This is a genomic window from Rhizobium atlanticum, assembly GCF_030182485.1.
Taxonomy (GTDB): domain Bacteria; phylum Pseudomonadota; class Alphaproteobacteria; order Rhizobiales; family Rhizobiaceae; genus Rhizobium.
This window is the reverse complement of sequence record NZ_JAQJCJ010000013.1, coordinates 87,984-110,865: the sequence shown is the minus strand read 5'-3', so window position 1 is coordinate 110,865 and position 22,882 is coordinate 87,984. Positions and strand designations below refer to the sequence as shown.

The 22,882-nt window shown below is 61.2% G+C and carries 20 protein-coding genes and 1 pseudogene; 12 read left to right on the top strand and 9 right to left on the bottom strand.

From position 1 onward, the window contains the following. Positions 1-2: 2 nt before the first annotated feature. The 8 genes and pseudogenes from PH551_RS19575 to PH551_RS19540 form a co-directional block, all read right to left on the bottom strand. Positions 3-995, bottom strand: a complete 993-nt coding sequence (locus PH551_RS19575; protein ID WP_285194648.1) for an Lnb N-terminal periplasmic domain-containing protein — start codon at positions 993-995, stop codon at positions 3-5. 353 nt (positions 996-1,348) lie between these two features. Beyond that, a complete protein-coding gene (locus tag PH551_RS19570; protein WP_285194489.1) occupies positions 1,349-2,266 on the bottom strand; it encodes a DMT family transporter in 918 nt (305 codons plus the stop codon). A gap of 218 nt (positions 2,267-2,484) precedes the next feature. Further along, positions 2,485-3,579, bottom strand: coding sequence for a hypothetical protein (locus tag PH551_RS19565; RefSeq protein ID WP_285194647.1), 1,095 nt, complete (start codon positions 3,577-3,579; stop codon positions 2,485-2,487). Between the two features lie 256 nt (positions 3,580-3,835). Then, a pseudogene (locus tag PH551_RS19560) lies at positions 3,836-3,966 on the bottom strand (ABC transporter ATP-binding protein); the annotation flags it as partial. Positions 3,967-4,081: 115 nt separating this feature from the next. Continuing rightward, positions 4,082-5,026: a dihydrodipicolinate synthase family protein gene (locus tag PH551_RS19555; RefSeq protein ID WP_285194488.1), complete on the bottom strand. Its 945-nt coding sequence runs from the start codon at positions 5,024-5,026 to the stop codon at positions 4,082-4,084. A gap of 21 nt (positions 5,027-5,047) precedes the next feature. Further along, complete coding sequence (locus PH551_RS19550) at positions 5,048-5,935, bottom strand: SMP-30/gluconolactonase/LRE family protein (RefSeq protein ID WP_285194487.1); 888 nt, start codon at positions 5,933-5,935, stop codon at positions 5,048-5,050. Next, positions 5,932-6,762 (bottom strand): NAD-dependent epimerase/dehydratase family protein, encoded by an 831-nt coding sequence (locus tag PH551_RS19545; RefSeq protein WP_285194485.1) that lies wholly within the window; start codon positions 6,760-6,762, stop codon positions 5,932-5,934. The genes PH551_RS19550 and PH551_RS19545 overlap by 4 nt, the downstream gene beginning before the upstream one ends. Before the next feature lie 21 nt (positions 6,763-6,783). Then, on the bottom strand, positions 6,784-7,497 hold the full coding sequence (locus PH551_RS19540; RefSeq protein WP_183698343.1) for a FadR/GntR family transcriptional regulator: 714 nt from the start codon (positions 7,495-7,497) through the stop codon (positions 6,784-6,786). Positions 7,498-7,864: 367 nt separating this feature from the next. Here PH551_RS19540 and PH551_RS19535 point away from each other — a divergent pair, with 367 nt between their 5' ends. From PH551_RS19535 to PH551_RS19510, 6 genes are all read left to right on the top strand, one after another. Further along, a complete protein-coding gene (locus PH551_RS19535; protein ID WP_085781655.1) occupies positions 7,865-9,802 on the top strand; it encodes an ABC transporter substrate-binding protein in 1,938 nt (645 codons plus the stop codon). Between the two features lie 118 nt (positions 9,803-9,920). Next, positions 9,921-10,907, top strand: coding sequence for an ABC transporter permease (locus PH551_RS19530; RefSeq protein WP_285194484.1), 987 nt, complete (start codon positions 9,921-9,923; stop codon positions 10,905-10,907). Between the two features lie 9 nt (positions 10,908-10,916). Continuing rightward, positions 10,917-12,038 (top strand): ABC transporter permease, encoded by a 1,122-nt coding sequence (locus tag PH551_RS19525; RefSeq protein ID WP_285194483.1) that lies wholly within the window; start codon positions 10,917-10,919, stop codon positions 12,036-12,038. 7 nt (positions 12,039-12,045) lie between these two features. Then, entirely contained in the window at positions 12,046-13,767 is a 1,722-nt protein-coding gene (locus tag PH551_RS19520; RefSeq protein WP_285194482.1) for an ABC transporter ATP-binding protein, read from the top strand. Further along, complete coding sequence (locus PH551_RS19515; protein WP_483315435.1) at positions 13,764-13,931, top strand: hypothetical protein; 168 nt, start codon at positions 13,764-13,766, stop codon at positions 13,929-13,931. Before PH551_RS19520 ends, PH551_RS19515 begins: the two co-directional genes overlap by 4 nt. A 12-nt stretch (positions 13,932-13,943) precedes the next feature. Further along, complete coding sequence (locus PH551_RS19510; protein WP_285194481.1) at positions 13,944-15,131, top strand: galactarate dehydratase; 1,188 nt, start codon at positions 13,944-13,946, stop codon at positions 15,129-15,131. A gap of 116 nt (positions 15,132-15,247) precedes the next feature. On the opposite strand, the gene PH551_RS19505 is transcribed toward PH551_RS19510, so the two are convergent. Beyond that, positions 15,248-16,171, bottom strand: a complete 924-nt coding sequence (locus PH551_RS19505) for a LysR family transcriptional regulator (protein ID WP_285194480.1) — start codon at positions 16,169-16,171, stop codon at positions 15,248-15,250. A gap of 100 nt (positions 16,172-16,271) precedes the next feature. Between PH551_RS19505 and PH551_RS19500 the strand changes: the two genes are divergently transcribed. The 6 genes from PH551_RS19500 to PH551_RS19475 all read left to right on the top strand — a co-directional run bounded on the left by PH551_RS19500 (position 16,272) and on the right by PH551_RS19475 (position 22,865). Further along, positions 16,272-17,297, top strand: a complete 1,026-nt coding sequence (locus PH551_RS19500) for a YeiH family protein (RefSeq protein ID WP_285194479.1) — start codon at positions 16,272-16,274, stop codon at positions 17,295-17,297. 100 nt (positions 17,298-17,397) lie between these two features. Beyond that, positions 17,398-18,948, top strand: a complete 1,551-nt coding sequence (locus PH551_RS19495; protein ID WP_285194478.1) for an acyl CoA:acetate/3-ketoacid CoA transferase — start codon at positions 17,398-17,400, stop codon at positions 18,946-18,948. Next, positions 18,945-19,751, top strand: a complete 807-nt coding sequence (locus PH551_RS19490; RefSeq protein ID WP_285194477.1) for an SDR family NAD(P)-dependent oxidoreductase — start codon at positions 18,945-18,947, stop codon at positions 19,749-19,751. Before PH551_RS19495 ends, PH551_RS19490 begins: the two co-directional genes overlap by 4 nt. Further along, complete coding sequence (locus tag PH551_RS19485) at positions 19,748-20,599, top strand: MaoC family dehydratase (RefSeq protein ID WP_285194476.1); 852 nt, start codon at positions 19,748-19,750, stop codon at positions 20,597-20,599. Before PH551_RS19490 ends, PH551_RS19485 begins: the two co-directional genes overlap by 4 nt. Next, positions 20,596-21,363 carry a histidine utilization transcriptional repressor HutC gene (hutC, locus tag PH551_RS19480; protein WP_285194474.1) on the top strand — a complete coding sequence of 256 codons (768 nt, stop codon included), beginning with the start codon at positions 20,596-20,598 and terminating at the stop codon, positions 21,361-21,363. The genes PH551_RS19485 and hutC overlap by 4 nt, the downstream gene beginning before the upstream one ends. Further along, complete coding sequence (locus tag PH551_RS19475) at positions 21,360-22,865, top strand: HAL/PAL/TAL family ammonia-lyase (protein ID WP_285194472.1); 1,506 nt, start codon at positions 21,360-21,362, stop codon at positions 22,863-22,865. Before hutC ends, PH551_RS19475 begins: the two co-directional genes overlap by 4 nt. Positions 22,866-22,882: the final 17 nt, after the last annotated feature.

Here is a 22,882-nt window from a genome sequence, read left to right as displayed (position 1 = left end):
GTTCAATCGCCCGGTGAAGGCACACCCTCACGGATCACTTTCGAAAAATCGTCGGCGGCGCCGGCACCTTTTGCCCGTGCGGCGATATGCGCCGCCGCTTTCAACTCCTCAAAAGGTAGCCTCATGTCGAGTGCTTTCCGGTCATAGGCGAATTCCGGAAGGTAACCGTTCACGATCAGCCGCCAATCGAACGGAAATGCAGCGCCGACGGCCCGCATCATTTTGGCGGCAGTCGTGGTGCAGTTGGTGGTGAGCGAGTTGTAGAAGCGCGGGTGTTCGGCGAGCGTGTTCGCATCGCTCACATATTGCAGGAGAAGGCGAGTGGCATTGGCCGGCGGAACGCCCATGCGAAAAAGCTGAACGTCCTCGCCGCGTATGTTGGATCGAACAAGAATGACGTCGCTTTCGGTGGCCGCGATGATGACGAGGGGATTGCTTTTGAAGAGGTCGCCGATCGGAGAGAATTTACCCCCAGCCGTCCTCCGCACTTCGATCGACCACGCCAGGTATTGGTCGTCGTCGAACCCGAAACTCAGGATCATGTGTGCCATCTCAGGCCCTGCCCAATATGACATGAACAGATCGAGGCTCCTGAGCGTGTTCAGGTCGTAGGTGCGCGACTCCCATTTCTCCACAAAACCGCCATCCGTTTTCCAGGTGAAATTTCTGACATTGGTCAGCGTGAGGATGTTGCCGTTGACCGTGCCTGTCACCTGCCTGGCGACGTCTCCCGCCCAGTCGGCCGTCACCGGCGGCTTGATTGAGTTCCACCACACGGCGATGCCTGCAAAGCATAGGACGAAAGGAAGGATAACCAAGGGGCGTGGCTTCCAGATTATGGAAACTGCCGCGGCTACACCGACCAATGCGAGGACTCCTGCTGCGACCTGTCGGATCGGCAGGGAAACAGGCAGACGATAGAATAGCGCGAGAGATGCCCATATGGTCGCCAGCAGAAACGCTATCGAGAAAACAGCCTTTGCAGCCCAGAACATTATCCGAACGAGCAGGGGCGCCTGCCGCCGTACGCGGCCTGCAGATCTTGACGCACTTTGGCTGTTGTTGAAACGCATGACGCCTTCCTAGCCCTGGTTGAAGGTCAATCGATGAATTCGATGTCCCGGGCATGTGACGAGGGCCGAGAAGGCGTATTTATCCGGAGACGCGGCTCTCGTGACGGGCAGAACAATCTGTCTTGAACCGAGGACGCTTGTCCAGTCCGTATCGGACAAAACAAAAGGGTGTTACGTGCTGAGGACAGTCGAATATATCCGGGCGATATGTCCGTGCCCGTCGGAACGGCGCCGGCAAGAGATGATCCTTCCCGGCAAGACGCCGATCCGGTTCGTCAGTGCCCGTCCGGGGGGATGGCTTCCGCCGGCACCGTCTCCTTCAGGTTCTTCCGGTGGAAGATGAACAGGCCGGCAAAGACGATGATTGCGGCGCCGACGACGATCTGCATATCGGGAATATCGTTGAAGAAGATGTAGCCCAGTACGATCGCCCAGAGCAGCAGCGTATATTGGAGCGGCGCCAGCAGTGATGCCGGGGCGAGCTTCAGCGAACGCGTGATCAGCAGATGCGCGCAGGTGGCGACGATGCCGAGCAGCAGCATGCCGGCCCAATCGATCGACGCCGCCGGCTGCCAGTTGCCGATGCTGAGCACGATGCCGGTGGCAAGGGCGGCGACCGTCTGCCATGTCACCAACGTCGTGTCGCTGGTCGAACGCAGGTAGCGGCTCATCACCAATGACAGCGCGAAGGAAAGACTGCCGGCAAGGCCGAAGAGCGACGGAAGCGACAGCATCGCCGTCGAAGGGCGCAGTGCGATAACGACGCCGGCGAAACCGACCAAAACGGCGAGCCAACGGCGCCAACCGATCTTTTCCCCGAGAAAGAAATGCGAGAGCGCCGCAATATAGATCGGCCCGGCCATATAGAAGGTCATGACATCGGCGAGCGGCAGATAGGCGACGGCCGCATAAAACAGCGCGACATCGCCGGTCGCCAGGACGACCCGCATGAACTGCAAGCCTTTCTGCTCGACGCGGAGGAGGGCCATCGGCCCTTGCCGCAGGATCATCGGCCCGAGGACGATGAATGCCCCGACCGAGCGGATCACCAGCACCTGGCCGACGGCAAAGCTCGCCACCAGCCATTTGCCCATCGCATCGTTTAGCGCAAACAGCAGATCGCCGAGCAGCATCAACACGACGCCCGTCGTGATCAGGTTTCCGGCATTGGCGACGGGCGCCTTCGTCTTCATTCCTCGAATCCTCGCAAAGACGGCCGCGAATGCGCGGCCAGGTGCGGATTCGACCCTAACGCCGCCGGTGTCAACCGTCAGTTTGAAACGCTTGCATTGAATTTCACATAAGTGGCAGGGTGAGCGACTGTGCGCTGGCGCATGCCCGACACGCGCTGTACTTTTTAGACTTTGCCACGTCCAGTCGAATTGAGCGGAAACCGCGGAGGTCGACCCCCTCAGTATCTCCAGCTTGTATAGTCGTCGGCAAGGCATCCGAACGGAGCGCGATCCTGGCCGAACCGCTTGCGCAATTGAATGCATCCCCATTTGTTCAATGGTGTCGGCATGAGATTGTTGATATCCATCCCCGGCGACTGGAAAGGTGTGCTGGCACTCGTCACATACCAAAGCCAGAAACCGATGAAGCCAGCCAGGATCAAAAGGAGGGTGCCGAAAAACAGCCGCAGCCGGCCCGCGACTGACATCGTTTTTCCGCGCTTCCCGATCAAGACCGGCACAGTCTGGCCACCGCCGTGCTGGGAGAATTGCGCAAGCGCAACCTTTCGCTCGTCATCCGTCAGCCCAATACGCTGCAGACGATCATCCAGAAGCACTGGCAGCGCTGTCCTGCCATGCCGGACCGCCAAGCCCACGGCTTTGCCGTTTGCCTCCCCCACAATTAAAGGCTCCTGACCTCCCTTCATCTGGGTGTAGGCTGATCGACCAGTCCGACCGTTGGCGATCTTGTCATTGTAGGTGACGGAAAGAATGTTGCGCTTGCGATGAAACGCAGCAATTTCCACCGGTATGGTATCCAAGAACGCCGGCTGGCGCAGATGCCGCTTGACCCTCCATATCCGCAGGGCCTGGAACAGTGTTCCAAGGCTCATGCTGCCAAGAAACAGGGCAAATACGGTGAGGGTTATGATCCGGTTCCAGAGCTTGTCCAGACCGAGGCTCATTGTCGCCAATTCCGGATGATCGGCCGAGATCACCACGCCGGTTTCATAGTCGCCGGTATGAAAATCGACGAACATCACTTCGACTTCCGTGTCGTATTTGCGGCCGTCGTAATTGTAGACGAGGCGCGCCTCACAGTCGGTAAAGAAGAGCTTGCGTGTCGTGCATCTCCCGCTTTGGACGTCACCATTCTCAAGGGCCAACGGATTTTGGCTGATCTGAAAATCCCTGATGACGCCGGGCGCTTGCCAGGTGACTATAAACACCGCCAGTGCCGCGATGACGGGAGTGGCCCAGAAGTAAGCCCGCGGCGTGGAGATCACATCAGGTGCAAGCGATAAAGGGCGGCTGGGAAGAACGAGGGCAGGCACGAGAATGACGCCTTTCGAATATTGGGGCTGAGAATACGCCCGATAAGAATTTTGATCGAAGCGGGTGACAGCTTCGCGGTAATGATCGCATTGATACATTGTGCGCGGGTCAAGTGTCACTCTGGTTGTCTCTCGAGGCCGGCACCTCTTCACAAAAAAACTGAGGGCACTATGGAGCTACGCGGGCGGTCACCATTAGGGACTGTGCACTGAGGCTGAAGTGGACTGCCAGCTTTTCTCTGGAAGAGGAGGAGAGCTAGACCCGACCATACATACGGCTCGCCCGCAGCAAGCGTTGCAAATAGGGATGTTCGACCGCGCCTTTCACAAGGCTTCAATATCGACCTGTTCGACGATCTCACCCGTTTCCATGATGGCGACGCGGCTCCACTGCGAAATCGGGATCGCGCTTCAGGATCGGCAGCCGGGCCGGCGGATACTCGATCTTCGGCAGGGAAGCTGGCAGCCCTTGCGTATAGGGGTGCGGGAATGATGTGGGAATTCAGCCCGCTGCCTTGACGTCCCGCTGGTCTGTTTGGATATTGCCTTCGGCCTCCCAGCCTCGAAGCAGCCGATGCAGTTCGTCGCGATCCTGCGCGTCGAGCCGCGTCAATCCCGGCACGCGCACCGGGCCAGCATCGAGGCCGGAATAGATGACGGCCTCTTTGACGACGGTGACGTTCGCGCCGTTGCGGAATTTGGTACGCATCCGCTCGAAGGGTTCAAGCTTGTTGACGATCGCTCTCGCCGCGGCGAAATCGCCTTTTTCAAGCGCTTCGTGGACGGCGAGCGAAAGCCTCGGGGCGACGTTGACGAGGCCTGAGGTGAAGCCGCGCGCGCCGGCTGCGGTGAATGTCGGCGCCCAGCTCTCCGCCAGGCCGCAGACGAACAGCGCGCCATTCGGATCGGCGGCGGGGATCGCCCGCGACAGCAGCATCAGATCAGTCGTGGCGAACTTGATGCCGGCAATATTGCCGTGGTTGGCGAGGCGGACGATCTCGGCGACGCTGAAACCCTCGGCCCTGACGTAAGCGACGAGCGGCAGGGCGGATGCATCGGCGAGATTGCAGAAATAATCGATCTGGGCCGATGGTGCCGCGAAAGGATCGACGGGCTGATGCGACATGACGGCCGATGCGCCGATCGCGGCGGCATCCCTGGCCATCCCGATCGCTTCTCGCAGTGAGCGGCCAACCGCCGCCGTCACCGGCGCCTGGCCGTCAACGCCCGCGACCGCCGCCTCGTGGACGATCCGGATTTCCTGCGGCGTCAGGGCATAGAATTCCCCGGTATTGCCGGCTGCGACGATGTTGTGAATGCCGGCCGCGGCTACCCGTTCATAAACCTTCGCGGTAATCCGGGGCTCGACTTCGCCCCCGGCGTCATAAGCCGTGACGGGAACGCCCGACACGCCCCTAAGCGCTTTGCGCATGATCGCGATGCTCATTTTGCTCCCCGTCGCTTTCCATCAGGATGATTGTTTGGCGAAGCGGAAAGGCGGCAGGCCCTCCGCATCCACGTCTAAGGCGATGACCGTGCCAGCCTCAAAACGTCCGGTGCGGTCTGTCGACAGGCTCGTGACGTAGAGGGTCCTGAAATCAGGCCCTCCGAAACACGGCATTGTCGGCGCTGCGACCGGCAGAATGTAGATTTCGACGATTTCGCCTTCGGGCGATATCCGGTTGAGACGGCCGGCAGAGACGCCGGCACTCCAATAGAACCCGTCGCGATCGGTGGTCGCCCCGTCGGGACGGCCTTGCTCTTCGGTGAAACTGCGCAGCTGCCGAGCCTCGCCGAGTTCGCCCGTCTCGGGATCGAAATCGAAGACTTGGAGGAAGCACTGCCGGCTGTCGGAGTGATACATCCGCCGGCCGTCCGGCGACCAGGCAAGGCCGTTGGAACTCGTCAGCCCCGTTGCCGCGGTCCGCGTGCTGCCATCGGGCCCGACACGGAAGAGCGCCGCGTCATTCACCTGCGGCTTGGCCTCGCTGATCGAGCCGACCCAGAAGTGGCCGTCCGGCCCGACCTTGCCGTCGTTGAGGCGGCCGATCATCTCGCGTCCGACCGGATCGCACAAAAATTGGAGATCACGGGACACGGGATCGAAGAGATGGACGCCGGTCCGGAGGCCGACAACGATCCGGCCGTCGCGGCAAAGTCCAAGACTACCGACCGCGGAAGGCATGTCGAAGCGCTCCACCTTGCCGTCTGCCGAGCACCGGACCACCGCCGGCGCGAGGATATCGACGAGCCAGAGCGCGCCGGTCTCCTCGTCCCACACGGGCGATTCACCGACCGTCAGCGGTTGCTGCAGGACCGAACGAGCCTTCGGCTCGATGAGCCGGGGCGCCGTCACGAGATTTTCTCCAGGTCTTTGACGAGGCCCTCGGCATCGCGCATGCGGATGTTGCCGTCGTGATTGAATTCGCAGAAACCGCCGCCCTGGAATGCAAGGGCGACCCGCCCCTCCGCTCGGTCCTCGATACGGGCGTGATCACGCGGCCGATCCTGCGGCTGGTAACCAAGCCGTGTCGCCAGATCATTGTCCCACCATTTCGTGTCGGTATCGGAAACGCCGTAAACAACCGTTGCGGCGATCTGCGGGTTGGTGAGGCCGATCAGCACCAGTTGCGCCAGGTCGCGGGCGCTGATCCAGATCGCGATCGAGCGCTCGCTGTTCGGGTAGGTGCTGGCGTTGCCGATACGGATGGAAAGGGAGCGGATGCCCGATGTGTCGTAATAGAGACCCGCCACCAGTTCGCCCCAGCATTTGGAAAGTCCGTAGGGGCTGTCCGGCCGCATGGGATCGAGCGGCGAGATGACTTGGCCGCGCGGGTAAAAACCCGTGGCATGGTTGCTCGAGGCGTATACCATCCTCTCGACCTTGTTGATCCGAGCTGCCTCGTAGAGATTGTACGTCCCGAGCACATTGGCCTGCAAAATGGCATTCATGTCGACACCGCTGGCGATGCCGGCAAGATGAACGGCCCCGTCTACACCGCGCAAAGCGGCCGTGGCCTCGTCGAGCTTCGACAGATCGGCACGGACGAAGCGCTCATTCTCGGCCAGTTCCTCGGGCTCATGAATGTCGATGAGGCTGAGATGCTCGAAATGCTGCCGGAGAAACGGGCGCAGCAGCGTCCCGACACGTCCAGCGGCGCCCGTCATCGCGATCCGTCTCATCGTCCTTCCTCCCATTGTCGCTCAAACCCCCTGGAACATGCGGGCGCGCGCATTCAGTATGTGTCTCTTCATCGCGTCGTGCGCTTCGGTTTCCCGCCGTGCGAAGATCGCCTCGACGATCACCGCATGCTCGTCCTGGACGCTGCGGATCTGCTCCGGGGTCCGTTTCAGGCTCAGGCTTCGCGTTACGGAATGGCCGATGGCGAAATGCGGCTTGAACCATTCGCGCACGGTGATGTGAAACTGATTGCCCGTCGCCATCGCAATCGCATCGTGCAGGGCCTGGTCTTCGTCGGCGCCGAGTTCGCCGTTCTTCAGACATTGCTCGATGGCAAGAAGCGCCTCGGTGATCCGCTCCTTGTCGGCCGGCTGCCAGTTTCGCGCGGCAAGCTCTGCAGCTTCGGCCTCGAGGCCGGCGCGGAATTCGAAGAACCGCTGGACATCGGCGAGCGAGCCGACCGGAACCATTTTCAGCATCGACGAATCCGGCCGTTGCCGGACATAGGAACCGGAGCCCTTGCGTGAAACGACGAGACCATCGGCCCTCAGGCGTTCGAGCGCTTCACGCACGACGGGTCTTGATGCGCCGAAATCGGCGGCTAGCCTTGTTTCCGACGGCAGCCGCTCGTTAACCGGAAAATGGCCGTCCGCGATCATCTCCACGATCTTCTCGTAGATGATATCGCTGAAGCGTGTTGCGCCCCGGTTCGAAACGGCATCGACTGCAAACGACATTATCGCTCTTTTCTCTCCCGCCAAGTGGCAAACTCACCCCCATCGGCTCTTCCGGCGAATAGAAGCCGGATATGCCTTCCTAGACCATGCGCCGGCATGGCGTCGCCCCGTCGCCGGCCGTGATAAAACCTGTTTACAGCATCTAACAGCTTGAGCTTCATCTGCCAGTCACGGTAGAAGTTCCAATGGCTTGGCGCCTGGTTCGATATTACATCGCTATATAATCTGTAATTATCTGTCAACTCTTGTAATCATTTGAGAACGTGTCTATGGTTTCGTCCTAGCGCCGAGGAGGGCGCAAAATGGCGGTCGGGAGCCCGCCGCACCAGCCGGGAATAGCCTGTACCGGCATAAAGGGGAGGAATCGATGCCCAATGAATTTCTGTCTCGCGGTGTCACCCGCCGCGCCGTTCTCGGCGGCATGGCTGGTGCTGCAGCATTGTCCATCGCCGGTCGCGCCTTCGCGGCTGGCGGCGAAGCGCCTGCGCTGGCTCAGCTGGTCAAAGACGGCAAACTGCCGCCTCTTACCGAGCGCCTGCCGAAGAAGCCGATGGTCGTCACGCCGTTCGAGAAGGTCGGCACCTATGGCGGCACGCTGCGCCGCGGCCTGCGCGGCTCATCCGACCACAACGGCATCCTGCGCATGGTCGGCAACCAGAGCCTCGTGCGCTGGAATCTGGAGTTCACCGCCGTGCAGCCGAACCTTGCCGAGCGCTGGGAGGTCAGCGACGACGCGACGCAATTCACCTTCCATCTGATCGAAGGTGTGCGCTGGTCCGACGGCCAACCGTTCACAGCCGACGACATCGTTTTTGCGATCGAAGACTGCGTCAAGAACACCGAACTTTACAGCGCGACACCGTCGCAGCTCTCCGTTGCCGGCAAGCCGGTTACTGTCGAGAAGATCGACGATTATACGGTGAAGTTCACCTTCGCGGCGCCGAACGCGCTTTATCTCGAAAATCTCGCCACGCCGCTCGGCCAGCATCCGACGCTCTTCCCGAAGCATTACTGCAGCCAGTTCTTGCCGAAGTACAATCCCAACATCGAGGCCGATGCGAAGAAGGCTGGCGTTACCAGCTGGACGGAGCTCTTCCGCAGCCGCTGCGGCGATATCGAGATCCCGACGCGCTGGGGCAATGTCGACAAGCCGACGCTCGATCCCTGGGTCGTCAAGGAGCCCTATGTCGGCGGCGCCACGCGCGTCGTCATGGCCCGGAACCCCTATTTCTGGCAGGTCGATACAGCAGGCAACCAGCTTCCCTACATCGACGAGATCAACTTCGGCATCTCGCAGGATGTCGAATCGCTGATGCTGAACGTCATCTCCGGAAAGATCGATATCCAGGAACGTCACATCAGCGTGCTGGCGAACAAGCCGACGCTGTCCCAGAACATGCAGAAGGGCGATTATCGACTGCTGACGCTCGTTCCTTCCGCCTCGCAGCAGTGCCAGATCTACTTCAACATCACCCATAAAGATCCTGCCCTGCGCAAGATGTTTGCCGACAAATCGTTCCGGCAGGCGCTCTCGATCGGCATCAATCGCCAGGAACTGATCGACATCGTCTATTTCGGCCAAAGCGAGCCTTATCAGGCGGGGCCGCGTCCCACCCATCCCTGGTATCACGAGAAATACGCTCGGCAATTCACCGAATACGACGTCGATAAAGCCGGCGCGATGCTAGATCAGGCTGGCTACAAAAAGGGACCTGACGGTTTCCGCCTTCGGCCCGACGGACAGAAGGTATTCTTCTCGGTCGACGTCATTCCGACGCTTTATCCCGATCTCGTCGATGCCCTGGAGCTGGTCAAGACGCATTGGTCGCAGATTGGCATCGATATGAAGGTCAATACGATCGAGCGGGCTCTCTATTATACCCGCGGCGACGACAATGCCCATGATGCGCAGGTGTGGCCGGGGCCGGGTGGTCTCGATCCGATGCTCGACCCGCGTGATTTCTTCGCCTTCCATCCGCAGGGGTCGCGTTACGCAATTCCGTGGACGCTCTGGTACACATCCAACGGTGCGCGTGGCGAGGAGCCGCCGGAAAGCCAAAAGAAGCGCATGAAGCTGTTCGACGAAGCGCGTTCGACGGCCGATCTCGACAAGCGCGGCGCGATCATGAAGCAGATCTTCGACATCGCGGCGGAGGAATTCGAGACTGTCGGACTTTGCCTCGCCGTCGGCGGCTTCGGCATCATCCGCAATAATCTGCGCAATGTTCCCGAGAAGCAGCCGGATAGCTGGTCCTGGCCCAATCCGGGACCTGCGATGCCGCAGCAGTTCACCTTCACGAGCTGATTTTGATCGAGCGCCGTACCGACGGTACGGCGCTTTCTTCGGTTCGCCTTCCGAGATGCCTTGCCAGCGATGAGAGCCGGTAAGGCCCGGAGGGCGGTACTCAATGCAAGAGGCGCCCATGCTGGTCTTTATCGCCAAACGTTTGTTGTGGATGATTCCATCGCTCTTTGCCGTCAGCTTCCTCGCATTCGTGCTGATCCAGCTGCCGCCGGGTGACTACGTCACGACCTACATTGCGACGTTGGCGGCCTCCAACGAAATCGTCGATCAGAACACCGCGGCACAATTGCGCGAACGCTTCGGACTCGATGACCCGATGCTCATCCAATATTTCAAGTGGATCTGGGGCATCCTCTCGCGCGGCGATTTCGGCATTTCCTTCGAATGGCAGCAGCCGGTGTCTGACCTGATCTGGGAGCGTATGGCGCTGACCCTGGTTCTCGCTCTTTCGACATTGATCGCCACCTGGGCAATCGCCCTGCCGATCGGCGTCTTTTCCGCCGTCCGCAAATATTCGATTGGGGACTATTTCTTCACCGCCTTCACCTTCTTCGGCCTGGCCGTTCCGTCCTTCCTGCTGGCGCTAGTGCTGATGTATATCGCGGCGGTCGAATTCGGCCAGGACGTCGGGGGATTGTTTTCGCCGCAATATGAGAATGCGCCCTGGAGTTTTGCAAAGATGGGCGATCTCTTCTCGCATCTCTGGCTTCCCGTCATCATTCTTGCCGTGTCCTCGACGGCGAGCCTCATCCGCGTGATGCGCGCCAACATGCTTGACGAACTGCCGAAGCCCTACGTGACGACGGCGCGGGCAAAGGGGCTCTCGGAGTTCCGACTGCTGATGAAATATCCTTTGATGATCGCCCTCAACCCGTTCATCTCGACGATTGCCTGGTTGCTGCCCAATCTCATCTCCGGGTCGGTTGTCGTCGCCATCGTTCTCAATTTGCCGACGGCGGCGCCCTTGCTGCTGCAGGCGCTGATGGCCCAGGACATGTATCTGGCGGGCGCCTTCGTTCTGCTGATCTGCGCGCTGACGCTGATAGGCTCTCTGATCAGCGACATCCTGCTTGCGCTGGTCGATCCCCGCATCCGGTTGGAATAGGAGCCCGATATGGCCGACATCGCCGTCACAAATATTCAGCCGGACCGCGCCGCCGTCGCATCGCAGTGGCAGCTGATCTGGTGGGCTTTTCGCCGCCACAAACTGGCCATGGTGGCGCTCGTCGTTATCGTGCTGATGTACATCGTTGCCCTGGTTCCGGGCTTCTTCGCCATCAACGATCCCAACTTGCAAAATGCGCGGGCGACCTTTCACCCGCCACAGAAAGTGCATCTGATCGATACCGAGAACGGGTTTTCCTTCGGCCTGCATTATTATCCGATGAAGCTGACCCGCGATCCGGAAACGCTCGCCGCCATCTTCAAGGAAGACACGACCAAGCGAATCGACATCCAGTTCTTCGGGCGCGGCTATGAATATTCCGTGTTCGGTCTGTTCAACACCAACATCCATCTGATCGCCTCGCCGGACAAGACCACGCCGCTGCTTCTCTTCGGTGCCGATCGTCTTGGGCGCGATGTCTTCAGCCGGACGGTGCAGGGGTCCCAGGTTTCGCTGTCGATCGGCCTCGTCGGCGTCTTCCTGTCGTTGATGCTCGGCATCGTGATCGGCGGTATCTCCGGATATTACGGTGGCCGCATCGATTTCTTCATGCAACGTGCGATCGATTTCGTGCTGTCGCTGCCGACGATACCGATCTGGCTTGCCATGGCTGCGGCGCTGCCGCAGGATTGGCCGGCGACGCTGCAATATATGATGATCACGATCATCCTGTCGCTGACCGGCTGGGCCCAGCTTGCCCGCGTCGTTCGTGGTCGTTTCCTGTCGTTGCGCACCGAGGAATTCGTCGCTGCCGCCAGACTGGATGGCGTTCGCGAAGGCCGCATCATCTTTCGCCACATGCTGCCGAGCTTTGCCAGCCACATTATCGCGTCGATTACCCTCGCAGTGCCGGCGATGATTCTGGCCGAAACCTCTCTTTCCTTCCTGGGGCTCGGGCTGCAGCCGCCGACCATTTCCTGGGGCGTGCTGCTGCGCGAGGCCCAGAACATTCGTTCGATCGCCACGGCGCCCTGGCTGTTCCTGCCGGGCTGCGCCGTCGTGGTCGCCGTCATGGCGCTCAATCTCCTCGGCGACGGTCTGCGCGACGCGGCCGACCCCTACAACAAATGAGGCCGGCATGATCGACATCGTTCCCATTGCCGGCAGACCGCTGCTCGAAGTGAAGAACCTCACCGTCGAGTTCCCGCTGCGCACCGGCGTCTTTCGCGCCGTCAACGACCTGTCCTTTACAATAGAGCCGGGCAAGACGCTCTGCGTGGTCGGTGAAAGCGGATCCGGAAAGTCGGTGACGGCGCGCTCGATCCTGCAGATCGTCGATGCGCCCGGTCGCATCGCCGGCGGCTCGATCACGCTGAACCATCCGAAGGGCGGCTCGATCAATCTGACCAGCCTCAATCCGCGCGGGCGCCAAATCCGCGCAATCCGCGGCCGCGATATCGCCATGATCTTCCAGGAGCCGATGTCGTCGCTGTCGCCCATCCATACTGTCGGCAACCAGATTATCGAGGCGCTTCGACTTCACACCAGGATGAGCAAGGCCGAAGCGCGAGCGGAAGCCATATCGCTGCTCAAACAGGTTGAAATTCCCGCGCCTGAGAAAGCGCTGGATCGATATGCCTTCCAATATTCCGGCGGCATGCGCCAGCGCGCGATGATAGCCATGGCGCTCGCTTGCAAGCCGCAGCTGCTGATCGCCGACGAGCCGACCACGGCCCTCGACGTGACGACGCAGGCCGAAATTCTCGACCTGATCGCCCGGCTGCAGAAGGCCAACGGCATGGCCGTTCTCTTCATCACGCATGATATGGGCGTCGTGGCGCAGATCGCCGACGATGTGCTTGTGATGCACAATGGCGTTGCCAAGGAATATGCACCGGTCGAGCAGATCTTTCACGCCCCGAAAGACGACTATACCCGCATGTTGATCGGCTCCGTGCTGAAGCTTGAGCAGAAGGCCGAGATTCGCCTGGCGCGGGCGCCGCTCGATCGGACGGCGGCGCCGATCCTGCAATTGCGTAATCTTTCGATGGATTTCGGCGAGGTAAAAGCACTCGACGACGTCTCCATTTCGCTGCTGCCGGGCGAAACCCTTGGCATTGTCGGGGAGAGCGGATCCGGTAAGACGACCATGGGTCGCTCGATTATGCGGCTGCTCGATCCAACCGCCGGGGAAATCCTCTATCGCCGGGCTGATGGCAGCATCATTGACCTTGCAACGGCAAAAGGCCAGATCCTTGCCGCCGCGCGCCGCGAGTTGCGCATGGTGTTCCAGGATCCCTTCGGCTCCCTCAATCCACGAATGACCGTCTCCCAGATCATCGGCGAACCGCTGCTGGTCAACGGCATCGCCAAGGGACGGGCGCTGGACGAGCGGGTCTGCCACCTGATGGAGCAGGTCGGCCTTGATCCGAGGGCGCGCGAGCGGTATCCGCACGCCTTCTCCGGCGGCCAGCGCCAGCGCATCGGCATTGCCCGCGCTATTACGCTCAACCCCCGCGTCATCGTCGCCGACGAGGCAACCTCGGCGCTCGACGTCTCCGTGCGCTCGCAGGTGCTCGATCTGCTGATGCGTCTGCAGGATCAGCTCGGGCTTGCCTATATCTTCATTAGTCATGACATCGGCGTCATCCGCTACATGTGCGACCGCGTCGGCGTCATGTACAAGGGCCAGCTCGTCGAAATCGGCGAAGCGGAAAAGGTTTGCCGCACGCCCGAGCACGCCTACACGCAAGCGCTCATATCAGCCATTCCGCGCCCCGATCCACGGGACCGCGATCATTCGCGGCGCTTCCGCTATGTCGCTCCAGACAGTCTGAGGAACGGGAGCTCGCAGCGATGAAGATCACCGGCATCAGAACTTTTCTCATGCATGTCGGTCGGCCGAGCGGCGGCAATGTCTCCGTGCCGGTGCCGGAGACCTCGGGTTCCTACAATCCAGAAACCTATAACGAGCAGGTCTACGTGCAGACACGCGTGGCGCGCTACTGCTATTTCAATCGCTAGAAGGACAGACTGATGAAGATCGACCGGATGCGGGTGTTCATGACCCGCGACAAGGACCGTCCCCGCGTAATCGTCGCACTCGACACGGACGACGGGTTGACGGGCTGGGGCGAATGCTACAACCACGGTCCTGATAAGGCGCTGCCGCCGCTGCTCGACTATCTCTATGGCTTTCTCTCCGGCCAGGATCCGACACGCGTCGATTATCTCGTCAACCTGCTGATCCAGCAAAGCCGCTTCCCGCCGGGCGCACTCGGCCTTGCCGCGATTTCCGCGCTCGACCATTGCCTGTGGGATCTGGCGGCCAAGGCCGCGAATGTTCCCGTATACAAACTGCTGGGTGGCGAGGTGCGCGACCGCATCAAGGTCTATGCCGGGGTCTATACCGCCCCCGACGCGCCCGCTGCTCGCGACGAGTTCGATCGCCTGAAAGAGGAATGGGGGTTCACGGCCTTCAAACTCAGCCCCTGGCGTATCGACATGCATTCCCATCGTTGGGGGAATGTCGTGAAAGCCTCGGCCGATTATTTCCGCTCACTTCGCGAGACGGTCAATGACGAATATGAGATCGCGTTCGACGCTCATGCCAAGATTTTCGAACCGATCGCCGCAAGGCAGCTCGGCAATGCACTGGCGCCCTATGATCCGCTGTTCTTCGAAGAGCCGCTGCGTCCAGAGAATATCGAGGCCTGGGGCGATTTGAAACAGGGCCTCAACTGCGTGCTGGCCACCGGCGAGTCGCTTTATAACAGGAACGAATTCCTGCGGCTGCTGCAGGTCAAGGGCGCCGACCTGATCCAGCCTGACATCTGCGTGGTCGGCGGCATCAGCGAAATGCGCCGCATCGCCACGCTTGCCGAAGCCTATTTCGTCGGTGTCGCTCCGCACAACCCGATGGGACCGCTGGCGACGGCGGTCAATGTTCATTTTTCGGCCGCGGCCCAGAACTTCCGCATCCTCGAATACCGGCTGCCAAAGGGCCAAGCCTATGTCTACGGCGGCCTCGATATCGAGAAGCGGCAGGGGGAAACCCGCTATGTAGTCGATCCCTATCTACCGAACAACGGCTATCTCGAGCTGCGCCCCGACCGGCCCGGCTGGGGCGTCGAGATGGACGAGAAGGCAATGGAGGAGGAAGGCTATATCCACTGGCAGCGGCGTGTGCCGAAGCGGCCGGATGGCTCTTACGCCTTCGCTTAGAGACGCCGCTCGAAAGAACCGGGACAGGCTGCTGCCGCATGGCAGCAGCCTTTTCCTTGGTTATCAGGCGAGACCGACCTTATGCCTGATGATGGTATTCTCCAACATCTCGCATGTTAGAGGACCCAGTCATCCCGATTTTGGACTTCGGCAGCTCTGTCTTCGCGGCAAATCGTTTCCAGCGCCAACGAGGCACGGCTGGAGTGTCTTTGTTTGTGCCGCAGGATTGCGAACTGGCGGGACGGCAAGGGAAAACGCGCCTTTACCAACAGACCTTGCGTCAAGAGCGGCGCGGCCACGGCTCCGGAAACGACCGTTGCGCAGAGGCCTTCTCTTGCTGCCGATATGACGGCTTCGTTCGATGGGAGCTCAAGCGCGACAGTCAGATCTCCGGAGCCAATGCCAAGATTGGAAATCGCCGCCTCGAAAGCCGACCGGGTTCCGGACCCCTTTTCCCGCATGACCCATTTTGTGCCCGAAACCAGCTCCGCCGGGGCGATTGGTTTGCCACGCGCCCAGGGATGGCGCGGACCGACAACGACAAGGAGTTCGTCCTTGGCAAGCGGCTGAACATTCAGTGCCGGCTCATCAACGCTGCCTTCGACGAAACCGACTTCCGCCAATCCATCGAGAACCGCTTTTGCCGCCGTGGTCGTATTGCCGATCACCAGCTTCAGGTCGATGCCCGGATAGCGGGTCTTGAAACGCATCAGCATCGCTGGAAGCCAATAGCTCGCGATCGTCTGACTGGCAAAAACAACGAGCTCACCCTTTTGCAGGCCGCCGAGATCGGACAAGACGAGCGCTGCGGCTCTTGCGCGCGCGAGTGTGGCTCTTGCCTCCCCCAGAAACACCCGCCCTTCATATGTCAGCTCTATGCGCCGTCCGACACGGTGAAAAAGCTGGACCCCATAGGATGCCTCGAGATTGCGGATGGCCGAACTGACGGCTGATGGCGTGAGGCCGATCGCCGAGGCGCCGTTGGTCAGGTGCTCGCGTTCGGCAACCGCTATGAAAATGGAGAGCTGTTCGAAGGTCATGACGCAATCGTTCGATTTCACCGAATGAACTATATTAAACTATTCAATGGAAGGCGACAATCGAGTATGGGACAGTGAAGCATTCCGCAAGGTCTTGCCCATGCTCGTTTCCGTCTCACGTTCCCCGTCGCTTCCTGCTGTCCTGCCGGGACTTTTCTTTTGCGCGGCAGTCGCGATCATTGCGCAGTTAGTCGAGCGGTTGCAGATGATGATGTTCGGCGCGCACTGGATCGAGAGCCTCGTGCTGGCCATTCTGACCGGCATTGCCGTGCGCTCCTCGATCCGTCTTCCGCAGACTTTCACTCCAGGCATTAACTTCGCCGCCAAGACGCTGCTCGAGATTGCCGTCGTGTTGCTGGGCGCCTCGCTCAGCACGGCTGCCATCCGGCAGGCCGGATTGCCGCTTGTCGGCGGAATTGCCGTCCTGGTTGCTCTGTCCCTGGCCGGCAGCTTTCTGCTCGCGCGGCTATTGGGGCTGTCGACCGGCCTGGCGACCTTGGTTGCCTGCGGCAACTCGATCTGCGGCAATTCAGCGATTGCCGCTGCAGCACCTGTCATCGGCGCGAAACCGGAGGATATCGCTGCCTCGATAGCCTTTACCGCGCTGCTCGGCGTTGGTGCGGTGCTGGCGCTGCCGCTTCTGCATCTGGTCCTGGGGCTCAGCGCCGTACAATATGGCGTCTTCGCAGGGCTGACAGCCTATGCCGTGCCGCAGGTGTTGGCAGCCACAGCCTCTGCCGGAGCCGTCAGCACCCAGGTAGGCACGCTCGTCAAGCTGATCCGCGTGATGATGCTCGGACCCGTCATTCTTGTGCTCGGCGCAGTTCATCGCCGCCGTCCCGGTGGCTCCGCAGTCAATCTCCGCCATCTTGTGCCATGGTTCATCCTCGGCTTTGCAGCCATGGCGGCGCTTCGCTCCTTCGACGCAATCCCGGCGCCGCTGCTGGCCGGGATGTCGGCTGTCTCCGCTGCCTTCACCGTCACCGCCATGGCCGCGCTAGGTCTCTCCGTCAATGTGAGATCCATCACCCGTGCCGGCGGCCGGGTCCTTGCAGCGGCGGCGCTGTCACTTCTGGCTCTGGCGGCTCTTGGGTTTTGCTTGATGGGGCTGCTTGACATCGGCTGATCGAGGCGATCTGCCTAAAATACCGGCAAAGATTCCGGTTGCCTTCCAAACGATCGGCCGTTAGCCTGTATATACAGGTCGGTTGGAAACAAAGATCGTCATGCGGGTCATCTCTTCACAGCAGGCTGCGGATCTCCTCGAAGACGGGATGACGGTCGCTGCTTCGGGTTTTGGAGGATTCTGCCACCCCGAGGCCATCACGGCTGCGGTGGAGGAGCGTTTCGTCGCCTCTGGAAAACCCCGCAATCTCACGCTCTTGTTTGCTGCCAGCACGGGCGATCGTCAGACGCGCGGCATGGGGCATTTTGGCTATGAAGGGCTCGTCGCCTGCGTGATCGCCGGGGGCTGGCGAGGAACGCCGCGCCTTGGCAGGCTGGCGATCGAGGAAAAGATCGAAGCGCATTGCTGGCCGCAAGGCGTTATCGCCCAGCTCTATCGAGCGATTGCCGCCGGTCAGCCTGGGGTGATCACCCATATCGGGCTCGGTTCTTTCATGGATCCGCTGCATGGCGGCGGCCGTATGAATGCGACGACGCCGCGCGCGCTTGTCGAGCGTGTGTCGTTGCGCGGCAAGGAATGGCTGCTCTATCCCTCGATGCCGCTCGACTGCGTGCTTTTGCGCGGTACGACGGCCGACGAAGACGGCAACATCACCCTCGAGGACGAAGCCTTTCCCCTCGACGTGCTTGCCATGGCACAAGCAGGCCGAAATTCCGGCGGTATCGTCATCGTGCAGGTCAAGCGGATTGCGGAGCGTGGCTCGCTGCCGCCGGGCGATGTTCGCATCCCGGCGGCGCTGGTCGATTATGTTGTCGTCTGCGAAAATCCGGCCCAGCACGGCGTCAGTTTCGCCGAGACGGACAATATCGCCTATACCGGGCGCGTCCGGATGGCGGCGAGCCGTCTGCAGCCGGCGCCGCTGTCGGCCGATAAGATTATTCAGCGCCGCGCCTTCCTGGAGCTGGCGCCGCTCCATCGCCCGACGATCAACCTCGGCATTGGCATTGCCGCCGGGATCGGCCGTATCGCCAGCGAAGAGGGATTTGACGATTATACGGTGACGATCGAATCCGGCGTCATCGGTGGCGTGCCGGCCGAGGAACTATCCTTCGGCGCTGCCGTCAATCCGACCGCGATCGTCCCGCAGGCTTCGCAGTTCGACTTTTACGACGGCGGCGGCCTCGATATCGCCTTTCTCGGCATGGCCGAGGTGGATAGGTACGGTGCGGTCAATGTCAGCCGCTTCAACAATTCCATCGTTGGGGTCGGTGGCTTCACCAACATCTCGCAGACGGCGAGGCGTGTTGTCTATCTCGGCGCGTTTTCGGCTGGCGGCGCGGAAATTGCGGTTGCCGACAGCAGGCTCGACATCATCCGGGACGGCAGAGTTTGCAAGATCGTCGACCATGTCGACCAGATCAGTTCGAGCCCGGCCTTTGCGCCGGAAGGGCAGACGCAGCTCGTCGTCACCGAGCGGGCGGTCTTTCGGGTGATCGACGGCTGCCTGACGCTGACGGAGTTTGCCCCCGGCATAGATCTCGCCGCCCACGTTCTCGACCGCCTGCCGAAGGGCGTCGCGGTGTCGGACCAGCTGAAACAGATGGATGCGCGCCTGTTTTCCACCCATGCAATGAAGGACTCTGCCCCATGAAAATCGATGGAGCCGTCATCATCGTCACGGGCTCGGCAACAGGCGTCGGGGCCGCATGCGTGAAGCAGTTCGCCGAGGGCGGTGCCCGGGTGGTGGTCAATTACAGCCGCAGCAAGAAAGAGGCCGATGAAACGGCCGATATCTGCCGCAGCCTGGGCGCGCAGGTCGAGATCGTCCAGGCCGATGTTGCCGACGATGCGGCCTGCCGCCGAATGGTTGCGACGGCCGTTAAACGGTGGGGGCGGCTCGACGCCCTGGTGAACAATGCCGCAACGACGGTCAAATCGGATCCTTTCGATCTCGAGACATTGTCGGCAGAGGATTTTCAGAGTGTTTTCGGCGTCAATGTCATCGGCGTCTATCAGATGTGCCGGGCGGCGGTGCCTGCGATGCGTGACAGCGGCGGCGGTGCGATCGTCAATGTCTCATCCAACGTTGCCTTTACCGGCGGCGGCAGTTCGCTTGCCTATACGGCCTCCAAGGGCGCGCTCAATGCGCTGACCCTGGCGCTGGCGCGCACCTGCGGTCCCGATATCCGGGTGAACGCGGTTTGCCCCGGCATCATCGATACGCGTTGGATGCGCGATACGCTCGGGCCGGATGCCTATGACGCCATTGCCAAGCGATTTTCGGAAACGGCGCCACTCGGCCGGGTCGCAACACCGGAAGACGTTGCCGGCGCGATTGTCTGGCTTGTTCAGGGGGCAGACTTCGTCACTGGCGAATTGCTTTCCGTCGACGGCGGCATCCGCCTGTCCGGTGGCATTCGCAAACCCGTGGCATCCAGCGGAGCCGCATCGTGACGCTGTCGGCCCAATCCATTCTCGATTTCCCGGTGCCGCAAGCGACGCATGTGGTCACCGCAAGGGATGCCATCCTCTACGCCCTGTCGGTCGGCTACGGCAGCAACCCGCTCGACGAAAACGCGTTGAACTACGTCTACGAACGCGATCTGGTCACTGCGCCGACGCTTGCCAATATCGTGGCGCATCCGGGCCCGTGGATGCAGCAGACGGGTGTCGACTGGGCGCGTCTGGTGCATTCCGAACATCGCCTGGCGATCCACCGGCCGGTCCCTCTCGATGTGCCGCTGATCTCCCGGTCGCGCGTCTTGTCAGTGGTCGATCGCGGCGTTGAGAAAGGCATGTTCGTCAGCTTCGAGCGCATGATCGTAACCGTGGACGGTGATGAGCCGATCGCGAGGATCGTGCAGACGAACGCCTGCCGCGGCGACGGTGGCTGCGGTTCGGCGGGATCGGCGCCTGAACCTCTGTCCAAAGTCCCGGACAGAGAGCCGGACGTCGAATTCAATGTCGACATCCCTGGTAACGCCGCGCTGCTTTATCGCCTGAACGGCGATCGCAATCCGCTGCATGTGGACCCACGGGCAGCGGGCAGCAGCGGCTTCGATCGGCCGATCCTGCATGGGCTATGCAGCTTCGGTTATGCGGGCTACGCCATCATCGCCGCGATCGATCCAGGGATGGCTACCGGTTTGAGTGCGATCGCGGCGCGGTTCAGCGCACCGATCTTTCCCGGAGAAACGATCACCCTGCAGATGTGGCGCAACGACGCTGAAATTCGCTTCCGGGGGATCGTTGCTTCCCGGGGCGTGACTATCCTCGACAATGGCATGGCGAGGCTGTCATGACGAAAGCGGTCAAGCCGGCCGCCAGCGAGGCGCGCCAATATATCAGGATCAAGGAGCAGATCCTGGCCGAGATCGCCGAGGGCAAGCTGCAGCCGGGAGACCGGGTATCTTCCGAAAGCGAACTGGTGGCGGCATTCGGCGTCAGCCGCATGACGGCGAACCGGGCGCTGCGGGAGTTGATGTTCGAGGGTGTCCTCAAGCGATCCGCCGGCATCGGAACCTTCGTGTCGCCAAAGCACCTTGACGTCGATCTGCTTCAAATCCGCAACATAGCCGACGAAATACTGGAGCGGGGTCACATGCACAAGGCGGCGGTTGTCCAGGCCGGTTTGATGAAGGCGGATGCCAACGTTGCCGACGCGCTCGAACTGACCCTCGGCGCTGAGGTGATGCATTCGCTGATCGTGCACCTGGAAAACGACCAGCCGATTCAGGTCGAGGAGCGCTACGTCAATCCGCTGGTCGCGCCAGACTATCTGTCGACCGATTTCAGCAGCATGACGCCGAATGAATATCTGACGAAGGTGGCGCCGATAACGGCGTTCGAACATATCGTCCAGGCCGTCAAGCCAGACACGACGATCCGCAAATATCTTGGCCTGAAGAATGATCACCCTTGCCTGCGCGTCTTTCGAAGGACCTGGTCGGGCGAGGCCGTCGTGACCTGTGCGCTGTTATACTATCCCGGCGCGCAATATCGGCTGGAAGCACGGTCCACCAAGGGTCCTTCGAAGCCCGTCGCCATTCTCGGAGAGAAGCAGTGAGCGCCACCCATTCTCCATCGATCACCTTCAGCGCGTCGCCGCCGACGATCGAGGACATCGCGGCAATTGCCCGTCGTCACGCCAGGATCGAAATCTCCGCCGAGGTCGAGGCCCGGATTATGGCGGCGCGCGCCGTCGTCGATCGCTATACGGAGAGGGATCTGCCGGTTTACGGCCTGACGACGGGACTGGGAGCGGGGGTCGATACACGACTTGCAACGGAAGATCTGGTGGCGTTTCAGATGCGTGTGCCGCAAGCCCGCGCGGTCGGCGTCGGAAAGCCGCTTGCCCAGGAATCCGTGCGGGCGATGATGGCCGTCAGGGCAGTCGGCATGGCGGCGGGCGGTTCCGGCATTTCGCTGAACGTGTTCCGTGGTCTGATCGCCGCCATCAATGCAGGTGTCCATCCTGTCGTCCCGTCATTGGGCTCGATCGGTGCTGCGGATTTGGCTCCGCTTGCCCATATGAGCCGGGCGCTTCTCGGCTTCGGCGAGATCGAGCTTGGCGGCGAAGTGCTGCCGGCCGGCATCGCCCTGGAAAGGGCCGGCCTGAAACCTCTCGAATTGGCGCCGAAGGACGGGCATGCGCTTGTCGTGGCCAACAGCCTCTCCATCGGCCTCGCCTGCTTGGCGCTTGAGGATATCGAGCGGCTTTTCGATTGGTCTCTGAAGGCGATTGCCGTTAATTTCGAAGCGTTCAGGGCCAATGTCAGCGTCTTCGACGACCGCGCTCTGGCTGCGAGACCGGCCTTCGGGCAGGGCCGCGTCGCCGCTCAGCTGATGGAGTTGCTTTCGGGAAGCTCCTTGCTCGCCGCCGATGCCGCAAGACGTCTCCAGGATCCATTGAGCTACCGCTGCACGCCGCAGGTCTGGGGTGCGTTGAGGCATGCGATCGATGAGGCAAGGCAGGCGACGGAGATAGATCTCGTCAGCTCCAGCGACAATCCTGTCGTCATCGCCTCAGAAGGCGTCATTCTTGCACACGGCAATTTCGACATGACCGCTTTTGTCCTCGCCTGGGAACGGCTGGGGCAGGCGATGGCGCATTGTGCGGCAGGCACCGCCTATCGGATCATGAAGATCATGTCGCCTGGCATGTCCGACCTCCCACGCTTCCTGACCCCGATGGGCCAGAGCCGGACCGGTTTTGCAACCGTGCAAAAGACCGTCTCGGCCATGGAAGCCGAAATCCGTCATCTCGCCATGCCGGTTTCGCTTTCGCCCTTTCCCGTTGCGGATGGCGTCGAAGATCAGGCGTCGATGGCGCCGAGCGTTTTGGCAAAGACGCAAGCGATCGTCGAACGCCTGCGTTATCTCGTAGCCATCGAACTGATTGCCTCGGCACAGGCCGTCGAGCTGCGCGGCGTCTCAGGCGAATTGGGCAAGGGATCGGCTGAGGCCTATGCATTCGTCCGCAGCCACGTCCCGGCGCTTGAAGAGGACCGTGCACAGGGGCCGGATTTTGCGACGATCGCCGTATTGATCGGGCTTGACCCGCCATAAGCCCGGTTCGCCACTGC

What these genes read in the sequence shown, in the direction of transcription:
- PH551_RS19575 (WP_285194648.1), bottom strand. Translation starts at nt 995, where the DNA reads ATGTTCTGGGCTGCAAAGGCTGTTTTCTCGATAGCGTTTCTGCTGGCG.
- PH551_RS19570 (WP_285194489.1), bottom strand. Translation starts at nt 2,266, where the DNA reads ATGAAGACGAAGGCGCCCGTCGCCAATGCCGGAAACCTGATCACGACG.
- PH551_RS19555 (WP_285194488.1), bottom strand. Translation starts at nt 5,026, where the DNA reads ATGAGCATCGCGATCATGCGCAAAGCGCTTAGGGGCGTGTCGGGCGTT.
- PH551_RS19545 (WP_285194485.1), bottom strand. Translation starts at nt 6,762, where the DNA reads ATGAGACGGATCGCGATGACGGGCGCCGCTGGACGTGTCGGGACGCTG.
- PH551_RS19540 (WP_183698343.1), bottom strand. Translation starts at nt 7,497, where the DNA reads ATGTCGTTTGCAGTCGATGCCGTTTCGAACCGGGGCGCAACACGCTTC.
- PH551_RS19535 (WP_085781655.1), top strand. Translation starts at nt 7,865, where the DNA reads ATGCCCAATGAATTTCTGTCTCGCGGTGTCACCCGCCGCGCCGTTCTC.
- PH551_RS19530 (WP_285194484.1), top strand. Translation starts at nt 9,921, where the DNA reads ATGCTGGTCTTTATCGCCAAACGTTTGTTGTGGATGATTCCATCGCTC.
- PH551_RS19525 (WP_285194483.1), top strand. Translation starts at nt 10,917, where the DNA reads ATGGCCGACATCGCCGTCACAAATATTCAGCCGGACCGCGCCGCCGTC.
- PH551_RS19520 (WP_285194482.1), top strand. Translation starts at nt 12,046, where the DNA reads ATGATCGACATCGTTCCCATTGCCGGCAGACCGCTGCTCGAAGTGAAG.
- PH551_RS19515 (WP_483315435.1), top strand. Translation starts at nt 13,764, where the DNA reads ATGAAGATCACCGGCATCAGAACTTTTCTCATGCATGTCGGTCGGCCG.
- PH551_RS19510 (WP_285194481.1), top strand. Translation starts at nt 13,944, where the DNA reads ATGAAGATCGACCGGATGCGGGTGTTCATGACCCGCGACAAGGACCGT.
- PH551_RS19505 (WP_285194480.1), bottom strand. Translation starts at nt 16,171, where the DNA reads ATGACCTTCGAACAGCTCTCCATTTTCATAGCGGTTGCCGAACGCGAG.
- PH551_RS19500 (WP_285194479.1), top strand. Translation starts at nt 16,272, where the DNA reads ATGCTCGTTTCCGTCTCACGTTCCCCGTCGCTTCCTGCTGTCCTGCCG.
- PH551_RS19495 (WP_285194478.1), top strand. Translation starts at nt 17,398, where the DNA reads ATGCGGGTCATCTCTTCACAGCAGGCTGCGGATCTCCTCGAAGACGGG.
- PH551_RS19490 (WP_285194477.1), top strand. Translation starts at nt 18,945, where the DNA reads ATGAAAATCGATGGAGCCGTCATCATCGTCACGGGCTCGGCAACAGGC.
- hutC (WP_285194474.1), top strand. Translation starts at nt 20,596, where the DNA reads ATGACGAAAGCGGTCAAGCCGGCCGCCAGCGAGGCGCGCCAATATATC.